This is a genomic window from Roseibium porphyridii, from assembly GCF_026191725.2.
Lineage (GTDB): Bacteria > Pseudomonadota > Alphaproteobacteria > Rhizobiales > Stappiaceae > Roseibium > Roseibium porphyridii.
Genome location: NZ_CP120863.1, coordinates 4341370 through 4358592 on the forward strand (window position 1 = coordinate 4341370; position 17223 = coordinate 4358592).

14 protein-coding genes are annotated in these 17223 nt (G+C 54.6%); 4 read left to right on the forward strand and 10 right to left on the reverse strand.

Annotation, left to right across the window (positions count from 1 at the left end):
• Window positions 1-108 precede the first annotated feature (108 nt).
• The gene (locus K1718_RS20095; protein WP_285806034.1) at window positions 109-888 is read right to left on the reverse strand and encodes a helix-turn-helix domain-containing protein; all 780 of its coding nucleotides are present in this window, start codon (window positions 886-888) and stop codon (window positions 109-111) included.
• 376 nt (window positions 889-1264) lie between these two features.
• Between K1718_RS20095 and K1718_RS20100 the strand changes: the two genes are divergently transcribed.
• Entirely contained in the window at window positions 1265-2356 is a 1092-nt protein-coding gene (locus tag K1718_RS20100) for a class I SAM-dependent methyltransferase (protein ID WP_152502649.1), read from the forward strand.
• A gap of 74 nt (window positions 2357-2430) precedes the next feature.
• Here the strand turns inward: K1718_RS20100 and K1718_RS20105 are convergent, their stop codons facing one another.
• From K1718_RS20105 to K1718_RS20115, 3 genes are all read right to left on the reverse strand, one after another.
• Window positions 2431-3267 carry a hypothetical protein gene (locus K1718_RS20105; protein WP_265681069.1) on the reverse strand — a complete coding sequence of 279 codons (837 nt, stop codon included), beginning with the start codon at window positions 3265-3267 and terminating at the stop codon, window positions 2431-2433.
• Between the two features lie 100 nt (window positions 3268-3367).
• Entirely contained in the window at window positions 3368-5248 is a 1881-nt protein-coding gene (locus K1718_RS20110; RefSeq protein WP_265682517.1) for an ABC transporter ATP-binding protein, read from the reverse strand.
• A 110-nt stretch (window positions 5249-5358) separates the two neighbouring features.
• Complete coding sequence (locus tag K1718_RS20115) at window positions 5359-5985, reverse strand: helix-turn-helix transcriptional regulator (RefSeq protein WP_152502652.1); 627 nt, start codon at window positions 5983-5985, stop codon at window positions 5359-5361.
• Between the two features lie 373 nt (window positions 5986-6358).
• On the opposite strand from K1718_RS20115, the gene K1718_RS20120 reads away from it, so the two are divergent.
• Together K1718_RS20120 and K1718_RS20125 are read left to right on the forward strand one after the other, a co-directional pair.
• A complete protein-coding gene (locus tag K1718_RS20120; protein ID WP_209006649.1) occupies window positions 6359-8356 on the forward strand; it encodes a putative bifunctional diguanylate cyclase/phosphodiesterase in 1998 nt (665 codons plus the stop codon).
• Between the two features lie 47 nt (window positions 8357-8403).
• Window positions 8404-8721, forward strand: a complete 318-nt coding sequence (locus K1718_RS20125) for a DUF2293 domain-containing protein (RefSeq protein WP_265681068.1) — start codon at window positions 8404-8406, stop codon at window positions 8719-8721.
• A 45-nt stretch (window positions 8722-8766) separates the two neighbouring features.
• On the opposite strand, the gene K1718_RS20130 is transcribed toward K1718_RS20125, so the two are convergent.
• The 4 genes from K1718_RS20130 to K1718_RS20145 form a co-directional block, all read right to left on the reverse strand.
• Window positions 8767-9159: a RidA family protein gene (locus K1718_RS20130; RefSeq protein ID WP_265681067.1), complete on the reverse strand. Its 393-nt coding sequence runs from the start codon at window positions 9157-9159 to the stop codon at window positions 8767-8769.
• 43 nt (window positions 9160-9202) lie between these two features.
• A complete protein-coding gene (locus K1718_RS20135) occupies window positions 9203-9820 on the reverse strand; it encodes an MOSC domain-containing protein (RefSeq protein WP_265681066.1) in 618 nt (205 codons plus the stop codon).
• 192 nt (window positions 9821-10012) lie between these two features.
• On the reverse strand, window positions 10013-10831 hold the full coding sequence (locus tag K1718_RS20140; protein ID WP_265681065.1) for a hypothetical protein: 819 nt from the start codon (window positions 10829-10831) through the stop codon (window positions 10013-10015).
• A 172-nt stretch (window positions 10832-11003) separates the two neighbouring features.
• On the reverse strand, window positions 11004-13085 hold the full coding sequence (locus K1718_RS20145) for an FUSC family protein (protein ID WP_265681064.1): 2082 nt from the start codon (window positions 13083-13085) through the stop codon (window positions 11004-11006).
• A gap of 317 nt (window positions 13086-13402) precedes the next feature.
• Between K1718_RS20145 and K1718_RS20150 the strand changes: the two genes are divergently transcribed.
• Window positions 13403-13930: a ricin-type beta-trefoil lectin domain protein gene (locus tag K1718_RS20150; RefSeq protein WP_265681063.1), complete on the forward strand. Its 528-nt coding sequence runs from the start codon at window positions 13403-13405 to the stop codon at window positions 13928-13930.
• Between the two features lie 280 nt (window positions 13931-14210).
• Here the strand turns inward: K1718_RS20150 and K1718_RS20155 are convergent, their stop codons facing one another.
• Together K1718_RS20155 and ettA are read right to left on the reverse strand one after the other, a co-directional pair.
• Complete coding sequence (locus K1718_RS20155; protein WP_265681062.1) at window positions 14211-14738, reverse strand: phosphoribosyl-AMP cyclohydrolase; 528 nt, start codon at window positions 14736-14738, stop codon at window positions 14211-14213.
• A 537-nt stretch (window positions 14739-15275) separates the two neighbouring features.
• Entirely contained in the window at window positions 15276-16925 is a 1650-nt protein-coding gene (ettA, locus tag K1718_RS20160) for an energy-dependent translational throttle protein EttA (protein ID WP_152502660.1), read from the reverse strand.
• Window positions 16926-17223: the final 298 nt, after the last annotated feature.

Sequence of the window (17223 nt, forward strand, 5' to 3'; positions counted from 1 at the left end):
AATGATCGAAGCCGGATTCCAACACGCTACAATCGACGGGCCGACTTGTTGAGTGGTGCTGCACCATCAACATTAGCGATGTTCTGGCTCGGTTGAGGTGTCTCGAGCTTAGATACTCTTGCTCAAGTCCAAAACAAACTGGCCAGCCTCGTGGGAGCGGATCAGTGCGTGGCGTACGAGGTCGTCGAAGTGGCCGGAGAAAAGCTGTACATGGCGGGTGTTTGAAAAAGCGAGATAGCGCTGGCCGAGATAGAGCGCGGCCCATTTTTTGCCGAAGACCGTGAAAGGTGCGGAGAACCTGTCATTTGCGCCAAAAAGATGAAGCCGGAGAGACGGATACAGATCGTTCAGGATCCGTCCCATGGTTTCGAGCTGTTCTTTACGCGTTTCAGGTGGAAGGCCTGACCAGAGCCCCTCACCGCTTGCAAAACCTTCCAATGCTTCCTTGGAAAGCGCAATTTCCATGTCGGTTTCGGCCCGCCCCAAGAGGGCGCGCTGATCCTTCGTACCAGTGATGGCCTGATCTGCGGTACGCAGCGTTTCACCGGCATATTCATATGCCAGCACGGCTTCGGTCTTTAGAACATCCGGCAAATTGGCCGGGACGTGCCGGATCTTCGCGCCAACCGCGTCCCGATACCATGCGAGCAGATGCTCATCGACGGGATGGCGCTCAGTTTCCGCCACCTGGACGGCCTGATCGAGGATCTCAGCTGCTGCCCCCCGATGGGTGGACAGGCCAAGCAGCCAGTCGGAAGACACGCTCAGGGCCGTTGCAATAGCAGCGAGAGCTTGCCCGTTCGGCAATCGCGGCGCGTCTTCAGACAAAAGTTGCGACACGGTGGAGCGGTCAAGTTTTGCTCCGCGCGCGAGGTCACTCCGGTTCATGTCCCGGCTGCGCAAGGCATCTGACAGCCTTTCGCGAAATAGCTCGGCGCGGTCTCTTTTATCCATAGGGGAGTTTTGTCATTCAGGTTTCGAAAAATCAACAGGCCTGTGACTTCAAAAACTGCCGCTCGGTCTCAGGGAGATCTTCGACCCGGAAGCGGTTTGGCACGTCAAGCAGTTCTAAACCCAGCAAATGGATCCAATTCAACCAAACGATGGGTCAGGAGGACTTCATCCAGTCTTGATTGAGTTCTCCAATCCCTGCAAGGCACTCGCATTGCGCCAATGAAGCTGGCCAAAGCGGCCCTTAAAACTTAGGCTGAACTGCACAAATCCTTGGGGCATACTGAAATTCGTGGGAACGCCGGAGATTTCTATGAAAAGTGGCAAGGCAGAAAACCGCTCGACCGACGGTATGATCGACTACGATGCGAATTCTCGCGCGCAACAAAACAATGCTCTTGGAAATGCCGAGGTCATCAGTGAACTTGCCCAGCGCGTCTCCTCACATGCTGACGTCCTGAACATGACCGACTTTGGGTGCGGCCCCGGGCAAAGCGCAATTGAAACCGTCAAGCCGGCCCTTTCCTGCTGGAACGATTGCGCGCCCAACAAGATGGTTTCTGTGTGTCATGCTGACCAGCCGGGCAACGACTGGAACGCGCTCATGCAGCGGATCTTCGGTGACAACGGGTATGTGCGGGGCGCAAACCCTGCGCAGGTGTCAACGTCCGTTGGTTCATTTTATGAACGCATGCGTCCCGACCGGTCCGTTTCTCTGGCGACGTGTTTCTTTGCAAGCCACTGGCTTCGCAGCCCCGCTTCACTGCCCGCTCCCGACACGGTCTGGTTTGCCGACCTTACGGGCGAGGCCAGAACCAGAATGTGGCAAATCGCCGAGCGAGACTGGATCAGATTCCTGCGGCTGCGCGCGGAAGAACTGCGTCCGGACGGCTATCTTTTTGTCTCGACAATCGGCGCGGCCCCGGACAAAGGAGAAGTCAATGGCACCGCAGCTTCCGGGCGGACGCTTTACAGAGCAATGCAGGACGTGACTTCCAGCATGACCGAAGACGGTTTGCTGGATCGAAAAGCTTCAGAAGCTTTCCTGTTCGGCCTTTGGTTCATGACCGCGGAAGAAGCGCGCAGTCCGTTTGAGATCCATGCCGATCTGAATGAAGCCTATGAAATAGATACAATCGAGGTTGTCCCGGATCAGAACGGTGACATCTTCGCCGATTGCATCGATGAACCGGATCTCTATGCGCAGAACTATGCCGGATATACGCGAGCATTTGCAGCCAGTTCCCTGAGGCATCAACTCTTTCGCCCGTCTGAAACCACCAAGCGGACCGCTGAAGCACTCGAGACCGAGTTTTTCAAAAGATATGAAGCACTTTATAAGGAAAAGACTTCAGCACTTGCACTCGAGCAATGGCATCTGAATGTTATCTTACGAAGGCGCTAACCGGACTGTCTTGCGATTTTCAAAAGCTACGGCAATGCGACGCACAGGCTCCAGCAGATCCTGCCACACTTTGATCAGAACCTCGTTCCCCCGCTCGATGGGCTAGCGCTGCGCTTTTGATCATTTTTCTCAAGCCGTTCGAACTTGGCACCGGAAGGCACCAATACCTTGAGTTTCCCGGGTTTTATCTTCTTGATTTTGGAGCCGCTTGTTTTGTTGGTTTTCCTGCCTCTAAAGACAACGTCATCGAACTCGAAAGTACCACGCCCAAAAGCTGCAAGCGCCAGCTGAATTTCTCGGGACTTCAATCGGTCGAACGGCACGCGCGTGATCTCAATACCGTTTCCTCTGAAAACCAGTTCGTTCCCCAAAACCCTATAACTTATGCGGTTTGGTCCACGTTTTTTCAGGGCAGCGTGTTCGCCGCTATATGCCAATGTCAGTCTGCCACGTTCCTTTCGCAGGACGTGATATTTTCCCTTGCTTGCAACAGCAAACAACCAGTAGTCACCGCGTTTGCTTGTCAGGACCGCAATACCGGCGCCACCCTTGCCTGAATTATTTGAAATCACCGTGACAGCCATTGCCCTGCCGTACAAGCGGGTCAAACTGTTGGTTCCTTCAAAGCGTGCCCAGTTGATAATGTCGTAGTGGGTGGCCCTGGGGTTGGCATCGTTCACGAAAACAAGCCTGCCCTTTTCGACCTTTTTCACCCAGGGTCGGTCAGTTTGGTCAAACTCAATTTGACCACCCAGCATCAGCTCCGGATCATCACCGTTGAAGTCTTCTTTATAAGTGAGTTTTTCTGACGAACTGTCCGAAATAGCCTGAGCCCAGACAATGCCAGCCGAGACATAGCCGGACACAAGCATCATAACGATGGCAAGGAAGGCACTTTTCCAGCCCGGCATCCACGCACTCCAGTTTCGATACAGCTGGTTGTCTATAGGTTGCATCGACTGGTGAGCGAAGCAGGAACTCTACTTAGAGTTAATTATACTCTCGCCACACTTAAGTCGACTCTGTTGAGTCAAATGCCAAAAATCCGCCGGATTGCCGCTCCCAGAGCGTTGCATAAAGCCCGCCGCGGGTCAGCAATTCGCGGTGACTGCCTTCTTCAATGATCTTGCCTTTGTCCATCACCACCAGCCGGTCCATTGCAGCGATGGTCGACAGGCGATGGGCAACCGCAAGCGTCGTACGTCCTTCCATCATGCGTGCGAGGTTTTGTTGAATGGCGAGTTCCGCCTCGCTGTCGAGTGCAGAAGTTGCTTCGTCCAGAATCAAGATCGGAGCATCCTTCAAAAGGACCCTTGCAATCGTAATCCTTTGTCGCTGGCCGCCTGACAGTTTGACGCCACGATCTCCGACATGTGCATCAAGTCCTTGCCGGCCTTTGCTGTCTTTCTGGTCTTCAATGAAGTTCAGCGCTTCTGCCGCCCTCGCCGCTTGCAGAATTTCCGCATCCGATGCCTCAGGTTTGCCATAGCGGATGTTGTCTCGGATAGAGCGGTTCAAAAGCGAGATGTCCTGGGTCACGACACCGATCTGACTGCGCAGGGAGACTTGGGTGACATCCCGTACATCCTGGCCATCAATAGAAATGGTTCCGGCGGACACGTCGCGCAGTCGCATAAGAAGAGAAATGACCGTTGACTTGCCTGCTCCGGACAAACCAACCAAACCAACGCGTTCACCGGCGGAAATCCTGAGATTGAAGTCTTCCAGAACGGGTTGACGATCCTCCTGATATGCGAAGGAGACCTGATCAAAACTGATTTCTCCGGTGTCGACGGTCAAGTCGACCGCATCGCGTTTGTCCGTTATTTCCGGTCTGCTCGTCATGATCGGCATGGCATCCTTGATGGTGCCAAGCGTGCTTGTGACTGACTGACCGACGCCGATAAAACTCGAAGACGCAGCCGAGAGCGAACGCGTGACGGTCAGCCCGGCGACGAAATCTCCAATCGAAACCCAACCGCCGCTCATACCCCAAAAACCGATGGCGACAACCGCCAGCACCATCAGCACATTGAGAAAATGGACGCTGCTGTCGGTCAAAATGTATGAACGATTTTCGTTGTGGCGTGTATCTATGGTTTCACCGATCACCTTCCGGATAGCGCCGGCTTCAGAATCTTCAGCCGCAAAGAGCTTCACCATGGCGATGTTGGAGTAAACGTCCGTCATGGCCCCGGTCGCGCGCGAGTTGGCCGCCGCCACTTTCGCGGAGCGCTGCAAATAGGCTGGAATCGCGGCCCAGGCGACCACAACATTGGCACCAATCCAGATCAACACAGGGATTGCCAGTGGCCAGGCGAGAGCCAAAAGCAGAAGGAACGAACCACCAAACTGGATAACAAGGTACGGAATGGTTTCGATTGCCAACATCATCTGCCGATGAACGGACATTGTGACCTGAGCAATCCGCGAAGCGACCTGACCGGCAAAGGTATCTTCAAAAAATGCGAGATCCTGCGCTTCCACTGCCTTGTGGGCCTGCCAGCGCATGGCAGCCGGAAGCAGTATCCGGACCGTTTGAAAGGCGAAAGTCTGCCGCAGCAGAAACACGACCGGATCCACCAGAACAAACAGAACGAAAATGACCGTTAGAAACCAGACATGAGTTTGCAGGAACGCTTGAGGCCCCTGCCCGGTCACCCCATCCACCACATAGGCAATCGCCCAAATTCCAGCCAGACCCAGCGCAGATGAAATCATGGCCAGAACCGACACGACAACAAGCTGCCACCGGAACATCTTGGCAAAATGCCAGACGAGAAAGAGTGGCCCTTTGTCCGGCAAAGGGGTGACAGGAAGCTCCAACGGCTTGAAATGCGTCTCGAAAGGCTGGAAATACCGATCGATCAACCGCGCCAGGACGGGTTTCATGAACGACACTGCCTGACCTCCTTGCTGTATGCTGGGGCTTGATGGTTTTGACGGTCACGCGAGACCGGATCTGCGGGGAATGCTTCCAAGTTCAACAGCAGGAAGCGACGTCAGGCACGTGCCTCGATGCGGTAGACGCACCGCCTGTCGCCTGAGAGTTGATGTTCAAGGCGCTCGACGTCAACATCGGGGCCAAGCACATCCTGAAACAGTTTGAGCTCCGATCGGCAAAACCCCTGGCAGGCAGTCGCAGCAGCACAGATCGAGCAGTGGTTCTCGATCAGCAAAAAGCCATCGCCCTCCTGGGCAACATCTGCCATGTAACCTTCCTGCGTACGCAGTTCGGCCAGAACATCCACTTTTTCAGACAAGCTGGATGCTTCGCTCAAGGCTTCCAGATAGGCAATCCGGCTTTGCTCCTCGCGGTGGGATATCAATTTCTCCAGCCCTGCCGCGCCATAAAGATCAGTTAGACCGTTCAACAGCCCCAGCACCAGATTGGAGTGATTGTCAGGAAACTGCTGATGCCCCTGAGGCGTCAGGTCCCACACCCGTTTCGGGCGCCCGACTGACCCCTTCAGGTCCTCAAAGGCCACCAGACCATCCTGCAACAACCCGTCAAGGTGCTGTCGTACGGCAACTGATGTCACACTAAGCCCTTCGGCAAGATCTGCCGCTGTTTTGGGACCGGAGGATTTCAGAGCGTTCAGGAGCCGTGTTCTGGTTCTATCTGCCATGGCCGGATATATAGCGCATTTCAACGATAAAAAAATAGTTCGCTTTTCTTATTAGCGACGATCTATCTATCGGCAATCCTTAGCTGGCCTTCATCGCAGACAGGAGCCGAAGAACCTGCAAAGATGTGCCTGTGAACGTTGTGAAGGTCACGAGGTTCAAAGCCAGACGCGATGAAAACACCAAAGAAAGCAACCCGAACCCTCAGATGACACACTTAAAAGTTGCTTTTCCAATGATCGCACCGTATTAACGCTTCGTCATCCATGTGATCTTTTGGCGCAAATTGTCAAACGCGTTAAGTAACGTGCTATTACATCTATAACTTTTCTTTCATCTTCTATCCGATAGAAATAAAGCATGGCAGAGGAGAAGATGAACAAATTTTCGGCTTTCATAAGATGGATGATGATCGATCCTCGCCATCCGGATATTGCTCAGGCTCAATACAATGAGCTGAAGTCGCAAATTCCTTCCCTTTATGCCTTGCTGATGGTCAATGCGATTGCGGTTTCCTACACGCATTACGACGTTGCACCCTTTTATCTAACCGTCGGCGTCCTTGTGCCGATGCTGATCTTCACCTCGATCAGAATGGTGACGTGGCTGCGTGCGCGCCGCGTGGTTCTGGGTCCGGACGAGGCCATCAAGAAGATGCGCCAGACGGTCATTCTGGGAAGCCTCGTGGCAGTCATCTATATCGCCTGGTCTTTAAGCCTGGACGGATATGGCGGTCCTGCCGAAAGAGGACATATTGCGCTATTCATCGCCATCACGGTCATCGGCTGTATTTTCTGCCTCATGAACCTGCCACAGGCAGCGCTCATGGTAATGATTATCGTGACTGTTCCATATCTCTTTCACTACATCCGCCAGGAACAGGACGTCTACATCGCGATCGCGATGAACATCTTTCTCGTCTGCCTTGTCGTCATTCAGGTTCTGCTCAGCGGTTACAAGGGATTTTGCAAACTCGTTCGCTCCCAGGCGGCTCTGGCTGCCAAGCAAAAGGAAACAGAACGGCTGAGCGCTGAAAACGCTCAACTCGCGCAGACCGATGCCCTGACTGGCCTTCCCAACCGCCGCTATTTCTTCAACAGGCTCGAAAACCTGATTTCGGAAGTGGATGGAACCGACGCGGTATTTGCCGTCGGAGTTGTTGACCTGGACCGCTTCAAGCCCATCAACGACACATATGGTCACAAGCTTGGCGACCAGCTTCTCACCGAGGTCGGAAACCGGCTGAAAAGCCTCGGTATGTCGCAGCTGGATATTTGCCGGCTGGGTGGTGATGAGTTCGGTTTTCTGTACCGTGGCGATCTCGAAGACGCCGCACAGACCGGTCAAACCATCTGCGAGCAGATCAGCGAACCCTATCGCATCGGTGACCTGCAACTGACGGTCGGGGCTTCCTGCGGGATAGCGTATTATCCGGAAGCCGGCACAAGTGCGCATGTTCTCTTCGACCGTTCGGACTATGCGCTTTATAATTCCAAAACAACCTCGCGCGGCCGAACGACCGTCTATTCAGCCGAGCATGAGGCACGCATCCGTTCTGAGCGCGCGATAGAAAACGCGTTGCAAAACGCGGATCTGGCGAAAGAATTTGAAATCTACTTCCAGCCGGTCATTTCTCTGCCTGAACGCGAAGTTGTCGGCTTCGAGGCGCTTGCACGCTGGGACAGTCCGGTTTTGAACCGGGTTCCACCCGATCGTTTCATTCCGATAGCCGAGCGCACCGGAATGATCCATCGCTTGACTGTTCACCTCTTCGAGCGGGCCGTCGAGCAGATCAATGGCTTGCCGGGTTCGCTCAGTCTTTCCTTCAACTTGTCTGCGCACGACGTTACCTCGGCAGAGACGGTCGCCGCGCTTCTGGACATCATTCGCCTGAAGAAAATTGACCCGCGCAGGATCATGTTCGAAATCACCGAGACTTCGGTCATCGGAAGTTATGAAGCTGCCGAGACTTGCCTCAAGACGCTGCGCGCCGCAGGGGTAAAGCTGGCCCTGGACGATTTCGGAACCGGTTATTCCAGTCTCGGATATCTTCACAGACTGCCCATAGACTGCGTCAAGATCGATCGCAGTTTCGTTTCAGGCATCGCGGACCCTGTCGCCATCGGTGTCGTCAACTCGATCGTCAACCTGTGCCGCTCCATGCAGATCTTGTGTGTCGTCGAGGGCGTTGAAAAACCCGACCAACTTGAGGTCCTGGAAGCCCTGCAGTGCCATCTGGTTCAGGGATTCCTGTTCGGCCGGCCGCAACCTTACGAAACCGTTGCAGCCAGTGCCCTAGAAGCCGGGACGGTCGATGGCCTCTCACTGTCGAACGGCTCCATCAACGGAATAGTTCTCCAATCGAACGGTTGACCGGTTTTGTTACTGATGTTGATCCTCCCGCCGTGCTACCAGAAGTCATGACTGGCGGCACGAAACGACAAAAGGACATGCGCAAGGCTCTACGGCTGTTGCTACCGCACATCCCAATGCGCGACGCCGAAGCCATCCTCGCAGCATCTCTGGCAGGGCATCTCAGGCATCTGCCTCCATCCATCGCGCTATGGCAGGCGACAACGAGCTATGTGCGGCATGAACTGACAGACTACGATACGCTTCTAGACGATGGTTACGACAGGGATGCCGCCAGGTTCTTTGTCGTCGACGACATGAACACGGTACTGGAGGGCTGGGGCTGTAAAAACCGTGTCTCGGCAGAAGACGACGTTATCTCCTGAAGACACAGCTCCTGTTGCGACTGTCGCTCCTGGAGGTGAAACGCCCTAGGGACGCCGCGCGACCAGGTCGATTTCAACCAGCGCATCAACAGCCAGGCCCGAGACGCCGACGCAGGTACGCCCCGGTAGTTTTCCTTCGTTGAAGAATTTCTTGTAGGTCTCGTTCATGGCCTGATAGTCGCGTTTGAACTCGGTCAAATAGACCCTCATGAAGGTAACGTTTTCCAACCCGAGACCGAGCCCTGCCAAAACAAGTTTCAGATTTTCCATTACGCGCTCGGTTTGCGCCTCGATACCGTCAGGCAACGGAGCATCCGGATCGTCAGGCGCGGTCGGCATCTGGCCAGTGACGAAGATCCAGCCGTCGATCTCAACAGCATGAGAAAACGGGGCGACCGGCTCCGGGGCCTGATCAATCATGTGATGGATGGGCAGCATCTGTTTCTCCGCGTCGATGGAACTCACGACCCAGAGTATCGATTCAGGAGCGCCGGTAAATCCATTGCTCGGGAATATGCGCCACGACCTCTTCACCCGGACGAGCAATGCCGGGTTTTTCGACATAGCCAACCAGACCACGCAATCCACGGGCTTTTTGTGCAAAGAGAAGATCGAGCCCTTCCCGATCGGGGTAGTTTTGCGCAATCGCGGCCCCTGCAAAGCGACACGGCAGATTGTCGCCGTCGACGCGGATCACAAGGCCACTTTCGAATACCAGTCGCGTGCGCGCTGGTATTCTGGTCAAGGCAGGAATTTGGGAGAGAAGAAAATTGGCCCCGACCCATTCAGGTTTCACCTCCTCGATCTGCAATTGTGCTGCAATCTCGGTGAGCTCCTCGCTCGACAGAAGCGATACCTGCCGTTCGTTGCACATTTCGGTGCCTCGAGGATACCAAGGCTCACGTCCACCCGACAGTCTTGTAAAACCTGCGTGTCTGTCCCCGGGGATACCCTCGAAGGTCAGCTCCAGGCAATCGACAGGGTCCGTCCGAAAGTCGTCCTTGCCGGACGTTCCGAAAACGCCTTCGATGCGCCCTGAGATTCTGAATTTGGGCGTGGTCTCGAAGGTGTTGGGTAGGAGCGAAAGCTGGTCACTCATGAGAGCCTCCTGATGGCGATTTGGGCCAATCTAGGCGAGGAGGTCTCCCTGAACCAGCAAATCTAATTGATGAATTGATCAAGAATGCCGATTGATGTGTCTGTGCCAAAGGCCAGTTGCACGCCGGCACATACGAGACGCCCTCCGCGCCTTGAGGCACGGAGGGCAGTCATCCAACAACTGCAGCTTCACCTATTGCAGCTTCACAGTGCAAACCATTTGAGTGTGCTGTGAATTGATCCAGCAATTCGGCGGCAGCGGTCCTGTCGGGATCGGATAGTAGTAGTAGGCAGGCTGCTTGTTGGCATTTGCGATCGCAGCTCCTGTTGCTACACCAGCCGCATAGGCACCTGGATGATAATAAGGTCCGTACGGCGGGTAATACGGGTGATAGGGCGGGTAGTAGGGATGATAGGGATGGTGCCAGGCGCGGCATCGCGGGTCCTGGGGCGAGTGGTAGCAATAGGGTCCATAGGGTTCAAAGCCTACGCTTCCTGGCGCGGCTGCGGTTGTGCCATGGCGCTGCGCGTGATGGGGTCTTGAACTGCGGTCAATGAACAAGGCAACACCCTCGGCACTTTTCGGAAGCTCGCCGCGCAACACCGTGACACCATAAACCATGGATGAGCCTTCGGTTTTAGCCGACGTCAGCTCGACAAGTGCCGGTGCCTTGTCCGTCTTGCTCAGGATACTGACCACCGCGTTTGGCGGGTCACCTTCGAAGCCATCAGCAGATGTCCAGAAATCCGCAAACTGCGCGTTGGTAATCTGACCGCCTACGCGATAGGGACGGTCGCTGAAAAAAAGCACACCCGTGTTGGCATTCGACAGGGTCAATGTGCTGCCGTCAAACGTCATATCGCCGGCCTGCTGCACAAAATCATATGTCGGCGGCGGTGTCGGATCCGCATTAACTGGTTGGGCGTCCTGGGCCATTGCCTGGCCGGACATCATGATGCCGGCAAGACCGGCTGCAATCATCAAATCACGCGCTGAATGAAGTGTCGTCATTGTCCATACCTCCTCCGGGTATTACCCGATCTTCAGCTTTTTACACGGGTGGCGAATTTCGATTGTGATATGGAACACACTGTGCCGCGCCAAATGCAGCTGGATGAAGGCGGCAGGGTGAAATCTTGGTAACGTTGCCCCGCCCGCATCCACCGATGCCAACCTTCTCGTTTCAACGGACCGCCGGTGCCATTGAAGTCTCAAATGCCAACGACCATAGACTGTCTTCTTTCAAGGCGTTGAGACAATAGATCACCTTGCGGGCGTGATAGAGCATCGCAACCCAATCGGTGATCAGATCAGTGTCTGTGCCTGCAAGATCTGGCAAAACCGCTAACCAGTCGTCGGCGATCTCAGATCCATGTTCAGCCAGTATCTCATCAAACACACTCAAAATGCGGGTATTGAGCCTGTCCGCAAGCTGTTGAAGATCGACCGCGTCCGGACTTGCGGACAATTCCTGTTCCACCGCCGTTCGAGCTTGATGGTAGAGAACCACATAGTCGGCCAGAACGATCACAAGAACATCAAGCCTGTTTGCCGTTCCGGAGAAACTCGACCAGGGAGCCTGCTCGGCACGATAGGCGCTCGCGGTGGTCACCAGCTTGCCGGCGGACACGCGCAATGCGGAAAAATCACCCCAGTCGTCCTTCCCCTTGTCCCCATCCGTACGCAGATAGGCTTTGCAGGCACTCAGATAGTCAGCGGCAAGCGCACGAATCCCGGTGTCTGACCGTTTTGGAAAGAGGACAAAGGCAATGCCCAACCCGATACCCGCCCCAATGAGCGTGTCATAGAGCCGTGACCAGAGCTCTAAAATGGGCAGGTCTTCAAGCGTCTGAAGCCCCATGACCACCAGAAAGCTGATGATGCCGGACGCAAGCGCATAGTTGCGTTCCATGAAGACGATGACGACAGGAATAGAGACCACCACCAGGCCTATTCGGATTTCCGGCAACGAAGAAAGCAGAGGATCAACGGCCATTGCGACAACAACACCGGCTGCCGTACCAAGACTTCGCTGAATGGTGCGCTGAACCGTTGTGCCAAGCGTATTGCTCAGAACGATGACAATTGTCAGTGTCACCCAATAGGCGTGACTCAGCTGAAAATAGACGCCGAGGCCATATCCTATTGCAGCAGCAACCCCTGCCTGGAGCGCGAGTGGCCAGGAAAGACGGATCCACCAGGCCGCATTGCTGCTTTCCGCTGTTGTGGGTGAAATTTTGGGGACAGGATTGCCCCTTCGCGACAGTACACTCAATCTCCTGAACGCCTGAGCAATTCTCAGTATATGGAACTGATCACTCACCGGAAGGCTCTTATCCGGCACCTCCCAGCCTTTTCTCAACTCTTCCGGCTTCGGCTCGCGACCAGATTGGAGTGCTGCCACGAGCGCATCGACCGAGCTTTTGAAAGCTGGAGCGGAGATAAGCCGGTCTTTGCCAGGTTTCGACATGTGGGCCAATGCATCCCGAACCACCTCCAAAGCAAGCTCTATCATGGTAGCATTTTCCGGCGAGATGCCTTGCACGGAAGGCTTTGCGCCCAGAAGCTGCGTACTTAGTCGCAGTTCCCCGCGCAAAGCCGCCAGATCCGCCATAGCAGCAGCGGCACTCTGGCGATCTTCCAACGAACCGGCGGCTGCAAGATTTAGAAATCCGGCCATTGCCTCCCTGTTCGCCGTTTCCACGCTAAGATAGGTCTTTTCAGTTGAAGGTCGCCACACGCCTACGCGGATGATCAAAGCGACAACTGCTCCGAGGATCGCCATTGCCGGCATCCAGATGCCGGGAGACGTCGGCAAGCTGCCCATGATTACGAACAACCAGCAAATCGCCATCATCCGACCGGCGCGTTGCCAAAATCCACCGATTCCGTCCAGTGCGAAACCAAGCGAGATCACGGCCACCCAGACCAGTTGCAATACCAGTGAGACTGATGCTCCAGCCAATGTCCCGACGACACCGCCAATACTGAAGAGAAGGACCAAGACACCCGCCATCGCGGTCAACGACGCAATTTCCTGACGCTTCGTCGCAACTGGGGTGAAGATCAGGCAATGAGCGCCTGCAGCCGCCGCAAGCACAGCCAGTTTGAAGCCAGAGACATTTTCAACATAGCCTCCAGCCATGTGCCCCAATGTGGCTGCCACGAGAACGGTCAGCATCAAATGCACACCACGCACAAGTCTGAGTGCGCCAGGATCATAGGTCAGCAAACGGGACGGCGCGTGAAACAGCTTTTGAAGCATTGGTCTAACGTGAACTGCTGGTGTCAAATCATTGGTTTTCTTATCAAGACCCTTCACTCAATCGGGGCTCGGCAACTGGATGTCCCAGAATGCAGCCGAATATCGGCTGCGGCAAAAGAAAAGATACAACTTTTCTCATGGGGTTGATCGCAAGATCCCTATTCACTTCCGCTATGGGACACATCGGTTACCGGACGTCGCGAAACCAGAGCAAAATGGGCCAGACAGTTTGTTACACTTTTTGGCGGTGAGCGATGTTGCTGACATTGCCTGGCGACTTTAGCCTATCGAGACTTTCGGCTTTCAGGAGGCACGGCATGATCCGCACATTCTCAATTGCAGCGACCGCAGTGTTGATCCTTTCGGGCATGCACACGGCCAGCGCCGCTCCTCCTGATCTGAAAGCGCCAGCCCCCGTCATCTTTCTGGCCGACAATCTGGATGAAAACCAGAACCTCGGCTTCTGTATAGACACGGTCGGACGCGGCTTATCGGATCGCCTTCACGCCCATTCCTGCAAACCGCAAGGGGGAGATGTACAGTTCCTTTTCCTGGCGGCCACCGGGCAGATCAAGTCCGCCACATTCGAGAACCTTTGTGCCGAACTGCTCGCCTCGGCGACGGATGGCGTAACGCTTGGGCTCCTGCCCTGCAGCGACAGCCCATTGCAGGCGTTCACTTACGATCCGGCCAAGCAGGAATTCCAACCTCAAGACACAAGCGGTCTTTGCCTGGCAAGCCCGGGAGAGACACGCAGCGCAGGACCGTTCGTTTCACGCGACCTTGCACTTGCCAATTGCGCCTCAACGCCTGCAGCTCAAAAGCAATGGGTCATTCGGGAATAACCGACTTCACAAAGGTCCCGGCTCGGGACCATTCACTCGAGTGATGCTCGAAATGTTCCGCACTGCGCGAATGCCAGAAAAGGCAAACAGGATGTGCAACAAAGTCTTCGAATACGGCTGAGAATGTATTGCAAGCCGTTCAAGGTGAAAGCTAAACCCGACTATGCGGATTGTATCCAAGGCGGACTTACTCACCTGATACCGAACAATGGAACGCTCCACCAAAGTGAATTGATTTCGTTCCTCGAGTGCTTTTATTACTCACAAAACCAGTTGTTACTTATGGCGAGTAAGGTAGTGATGAGTGATGCAGATTGATTTTTAGATTTCCATCAGCACCCTTCAAGTAGCCAAACGTGTACTCTACTTTAACCTCCTTGCCATCAGGATCAGTGAAGAAGTAATTACCCATTGCCATGGCTACTTTGTCACCCGTATAGATTCCATTGTTTTCCCAACGTACTTGTGTCCACCCCTTTGTTGCAAAACCACTATCTTCTGTGCCATCAGCGCCAATGAAATATCTGAGTGCTTCGTCAAATGTTTCACGGAATTGGTCTTCAGCTGCCAACGTCGGTTTGAACATGACGTCGGTGTCGCCATAGGCATAAAGTTTCTGAATATGATCGGTTGCGCGGGCTTTATAGTCACCGCCGTTTGCATACAGAGCAGCTATATCGACGATGCCCTTACCCCAGCGTTCTTGGGCATCGATTACGGCTTGCTCTGAAATTCCTCCACCAAGAGCTGCGCCGGAAAACATCAACGAAAGCCCGACGCCTGCCACGATAGTTTTTTTGATAGACATTGCTTTTCCTTGAACCAATTTGACATTCGATTTCGTACTGCAGCCCCGCCCGCGAGGGAACTTCCATAATGCAGCCTATGCATGCTTCCAACTACTATGCAATCATTGCGTTCAAAAGAAGATTGGCACCGTTTCTGTCAATTGTTCAACTTTTTCCGTGATTTTGGCGAGGTGCTGTCGACACTCCTTTCTGACCCTGCTGTAGAAACGAGGTCAGAACCTACGCTGAACATGCAGGCTCAAATACCGCCGGTGACAGCGACTTTGGCCGACTGCACGGAAGAAATTGTGATCGCTCAGCAGGCAATTCAATGCACTGGCAGAGTTGCAAGCATTACGGATGCAAAGTGTCCAACCTGTCGGGAAAAGGTGGCGTGGCGATGACCTGACACCCACAGTGGCCGCCCACACCAAACTCTGCCCCCCAAAACCCGAATGCAAACATATGCAAAAACAAACCCGCGAAAATTCGCGGGCTTGCAAGCAATCTGAGGCGTTCCAATGGAACGCTTTTTTCCGTTACAACCGCTTTGCGGGTCAGCGCGTCAACGGCTTGTACTTGATCCGGCGCGGGTCGGCGGCATGGGCACCAAGACGCCGCACCTTGTCCTTCTCGTAGTCTTCGAAGTTTCCTTCAAACCATTCCACATGGCTGTCGCCTTCAAATGCCAGCATGTGCGTCGCGAGGCGATCGAGGAACATACGATCGTGCGAAATGACCACGGCGCAACCGGCGTAATTTTCCAGCGCATCCTCAAGAGCGGCAAGCGTCTCGGTGTCGAGGTCGTTGGTCGGCTCATCGAGCAAGAGCACGTTGGCGCCCTTTTTCAGGACCTTGGCAAGATGCACGCGGTTGCGTTGGCCACCGGAAAGGTCGCCCACCTTGGCCTGTTGTGCCGGGCCCTTGAAGTTGAAGGACGAGCAATAGGCGCGGGAGTTGATTTCCTTGTCGTCAAGATAAATCACCTCAGCGCCGCCGGAAATTTCTTCCCAGACCGTCTTGTTGGGGTCCAGGGCATCGCGAGACTGGTCGACGTACCCAAGCTGGACACTGTCACCGATGGTGACGTTGCCATTGTCAGGCTTTTCCTGACCGGTCAGCATCTTGAACAAAGTGGATTTACCAGCGCCGTTCGGGCCGATAACGCCGACAATGCCGCCGCGTGGCAGCTTGAAGGTCAAATCATCGATCAGGAGACGGTCTTCGAAGCCCTTTGAGACACCATCGACTTCGATGACGTTAGCACCCAGACGCTCACCGACCGGAATAAGGATCTGCTCAATGGTTGGCTGACGCTCTTCCTGCATAGCCACCAGGTCCTGATAGGCCCGGATACGGGCTTTCGACTTGGTCTGGCGTCCTTTCGGGCTCATGCCCATCCATTCGCGCTCGCGAGAGATGGCCTTGGAGCGAGCCATGTTCTCGCGGCCTTCCTGCTCCATGCGCTTGGTCTTCTTTTCCAGATAGACCGAATAGTTGCCCTCGTAAGGGATGCCCTGTCCACGGTCGAGCTCCAGGATCCAGCCGGTAACATTGTCCAGGAAGTAGCGATCGTGGGTGATGATCAGAACAGAACCCTTGAATTCGCGCAGGTGCCGCTCAAGCCAATGGACGGTTTCAGCGTCCAGGTGGTTGGTTGGCTCGTCGAGCAGCAGAAGGTCCGGCTCAGACAAAAGCAACTTGCAAAGCGCGACGCGGCGGCGCTCACCGCCCGAGAGCTTGTCGACAGCGCTGTCGGATGGCGGGCAGCGCAGAGCCTCCATCGCCATTTCCACCTGGCTTTCCAGGTTCCAGAGGTCCTGCGCGTCAATCTCGTCCTGAAGCTGAGCACCCTCGTCCGCGGTTTCGTCGGAGTAGTTCATCATCAGTTCATTGTAGCGGTCGAGTTTCGCCTGCTTGTGGGCAACGCCTTCCATGACGTTTTCCATCACGGTCTTGGTTTCGTCCAGCTTGGGCTCCTGCGGCAAGTAACCGACTTTCGCACCCTCCGCCGCCCAGGCCTCACCGGTATATTCCTTGTCGAGACCGGCCATGATCTTCAAAAGCGTCGACTTACCTGCCCCATTCGGCCCGAGGATGCCGATCTTGGCGTCCGGGTAGAAGGAGAGGTTGATGTTGTCGAGAACTTTCTTGTCGTTGTAGGCCTTTGAGAGGCCGTGCATGTGATAGATGAACTGGCGCGCCATGGGGCTCCGCTTCTCCACTTTCGAAAACTGACGGGAATCTTTGGAATTCTGCCGGGTCTTTTAGGGGAAATGGTCGCGTAGAGCAATGGGTAAGGTTTCGCGATTTTTGCAAGAAGCGATCTTAGCAGTATTTCGCGCACCGGCCTTAGCGAGCTTAAGAAAGCTTGCGGTTGATCCAAATTGTTCCAACTACCAACTCTTATCGAACTCATTGAGAAAGTAATGACGAGAATTCGTTTTCCTGGTCGATGTCCCAACCAATCATTTAGCTATCATATAGGGTTTCTTCCTTGGAGCC

Excerpts from the sequence above, each read along its gene's own strand:
- K1718_RS20095 (WP_285806034.1), bottom strand. The coding sequence starts at position 888 with ATGAACCGGAGTGACCTCGCGCGCGGAGCAAAACTTGACCGCTCCACC.
- K1718_RS20100 (WP_152502649.1), top strand. The coding sequence starts at position 1,265 with ATGAAAAGTGGCAAGGCAGAAAACCGCTCGACCGACGGTATGATCGAC.
- K1718_RS20105 (WP_265681069.1), bottom strand. The coding sequence starts at position 3,267 with ATGCCGGGCTGGAAAAGTGCCTTCCTTGCCATCGTTATGATGCTTGTG.
- K1718_RS20110 (WP_265682517.1), bottom strand. The coding sequence starts at position 5,248 with ATGAAACCCGTCCTGGCGCGGTTGATCGATCGGTATTTCCAGCCTTTC.
- K1718_RS20115 (WP_152502652.1), bottom strand. The coding sequence starts at position 5,985 with ATGGCAGATAGAACCAGAACACGGCTCCTGAACGCTCTGAAATCCTCC.
- K1718_RS20120 (WP_209006649.1), top strand. The coding sequence starts at position 6,359 with ATGAACAAATTTTCGGCTTTCATAAGATGGATGATGATCGATCCTCGC.
- K1718_RS20125 (WP_265681068.1), top strand. The coding sequence starts at position 8,404 with ATGACTGGCGGCACGAAACGACAAAAGGACATGCGCAAGGCTCTACGG.
- K1718_RS20130 (WP_265681067.1), bottom strand. The coding sequence starts at position 9,159 with ATGCTGCCCATCCATCACATGATTGATCAGGCCCCGGAGCCGGTCGCC.
- K1718_RS20135 (WP_265681066.1), bottom strand. The coding sequence starts at position 9,820 with ATGAGTGACCAGCTTTCGCTCCTACCCAACACCTTCGAGACCACGCCC.
- K1718_RS20140 (WP_265681065.1), bottom strand. The coding sequence starts at position 10,831 with ATGACGACACTTCATTCAGCGCGTGATTTGATGATTGCAGCCGGTCTT.
- K1718_RS20145 (WP_265681064.1), bottom strand. The coding sequence starts at position 13,085 with ATGCTTCAAAAGCTGTTTCACGCGCCGTCCCGTTTGCTGACCTATGAT.
- K1718_RS20150 (WP_265681063.1), top strand. The coding sequence starts at position 13,403 with ATGATCCGCACATTCTCAATTGCAGCGACCGCAGTGTTGATCCTTTCG.
- K1718_RS20155 (WP_265681062.1), bottom strand. The coding sequence starts at position 14,738 with ATGTCTATCAAAAAAACTATCGTGGCAGGCGTCGGGCTTTCGTTGATG.
- ettA (WP_152502660.1), bottom strand. The coding sequence starts at position 16,925 with ATGGCGCGCCAGTTCATCTATCACATGCACGGCCTCTCAAAGGCCTAC.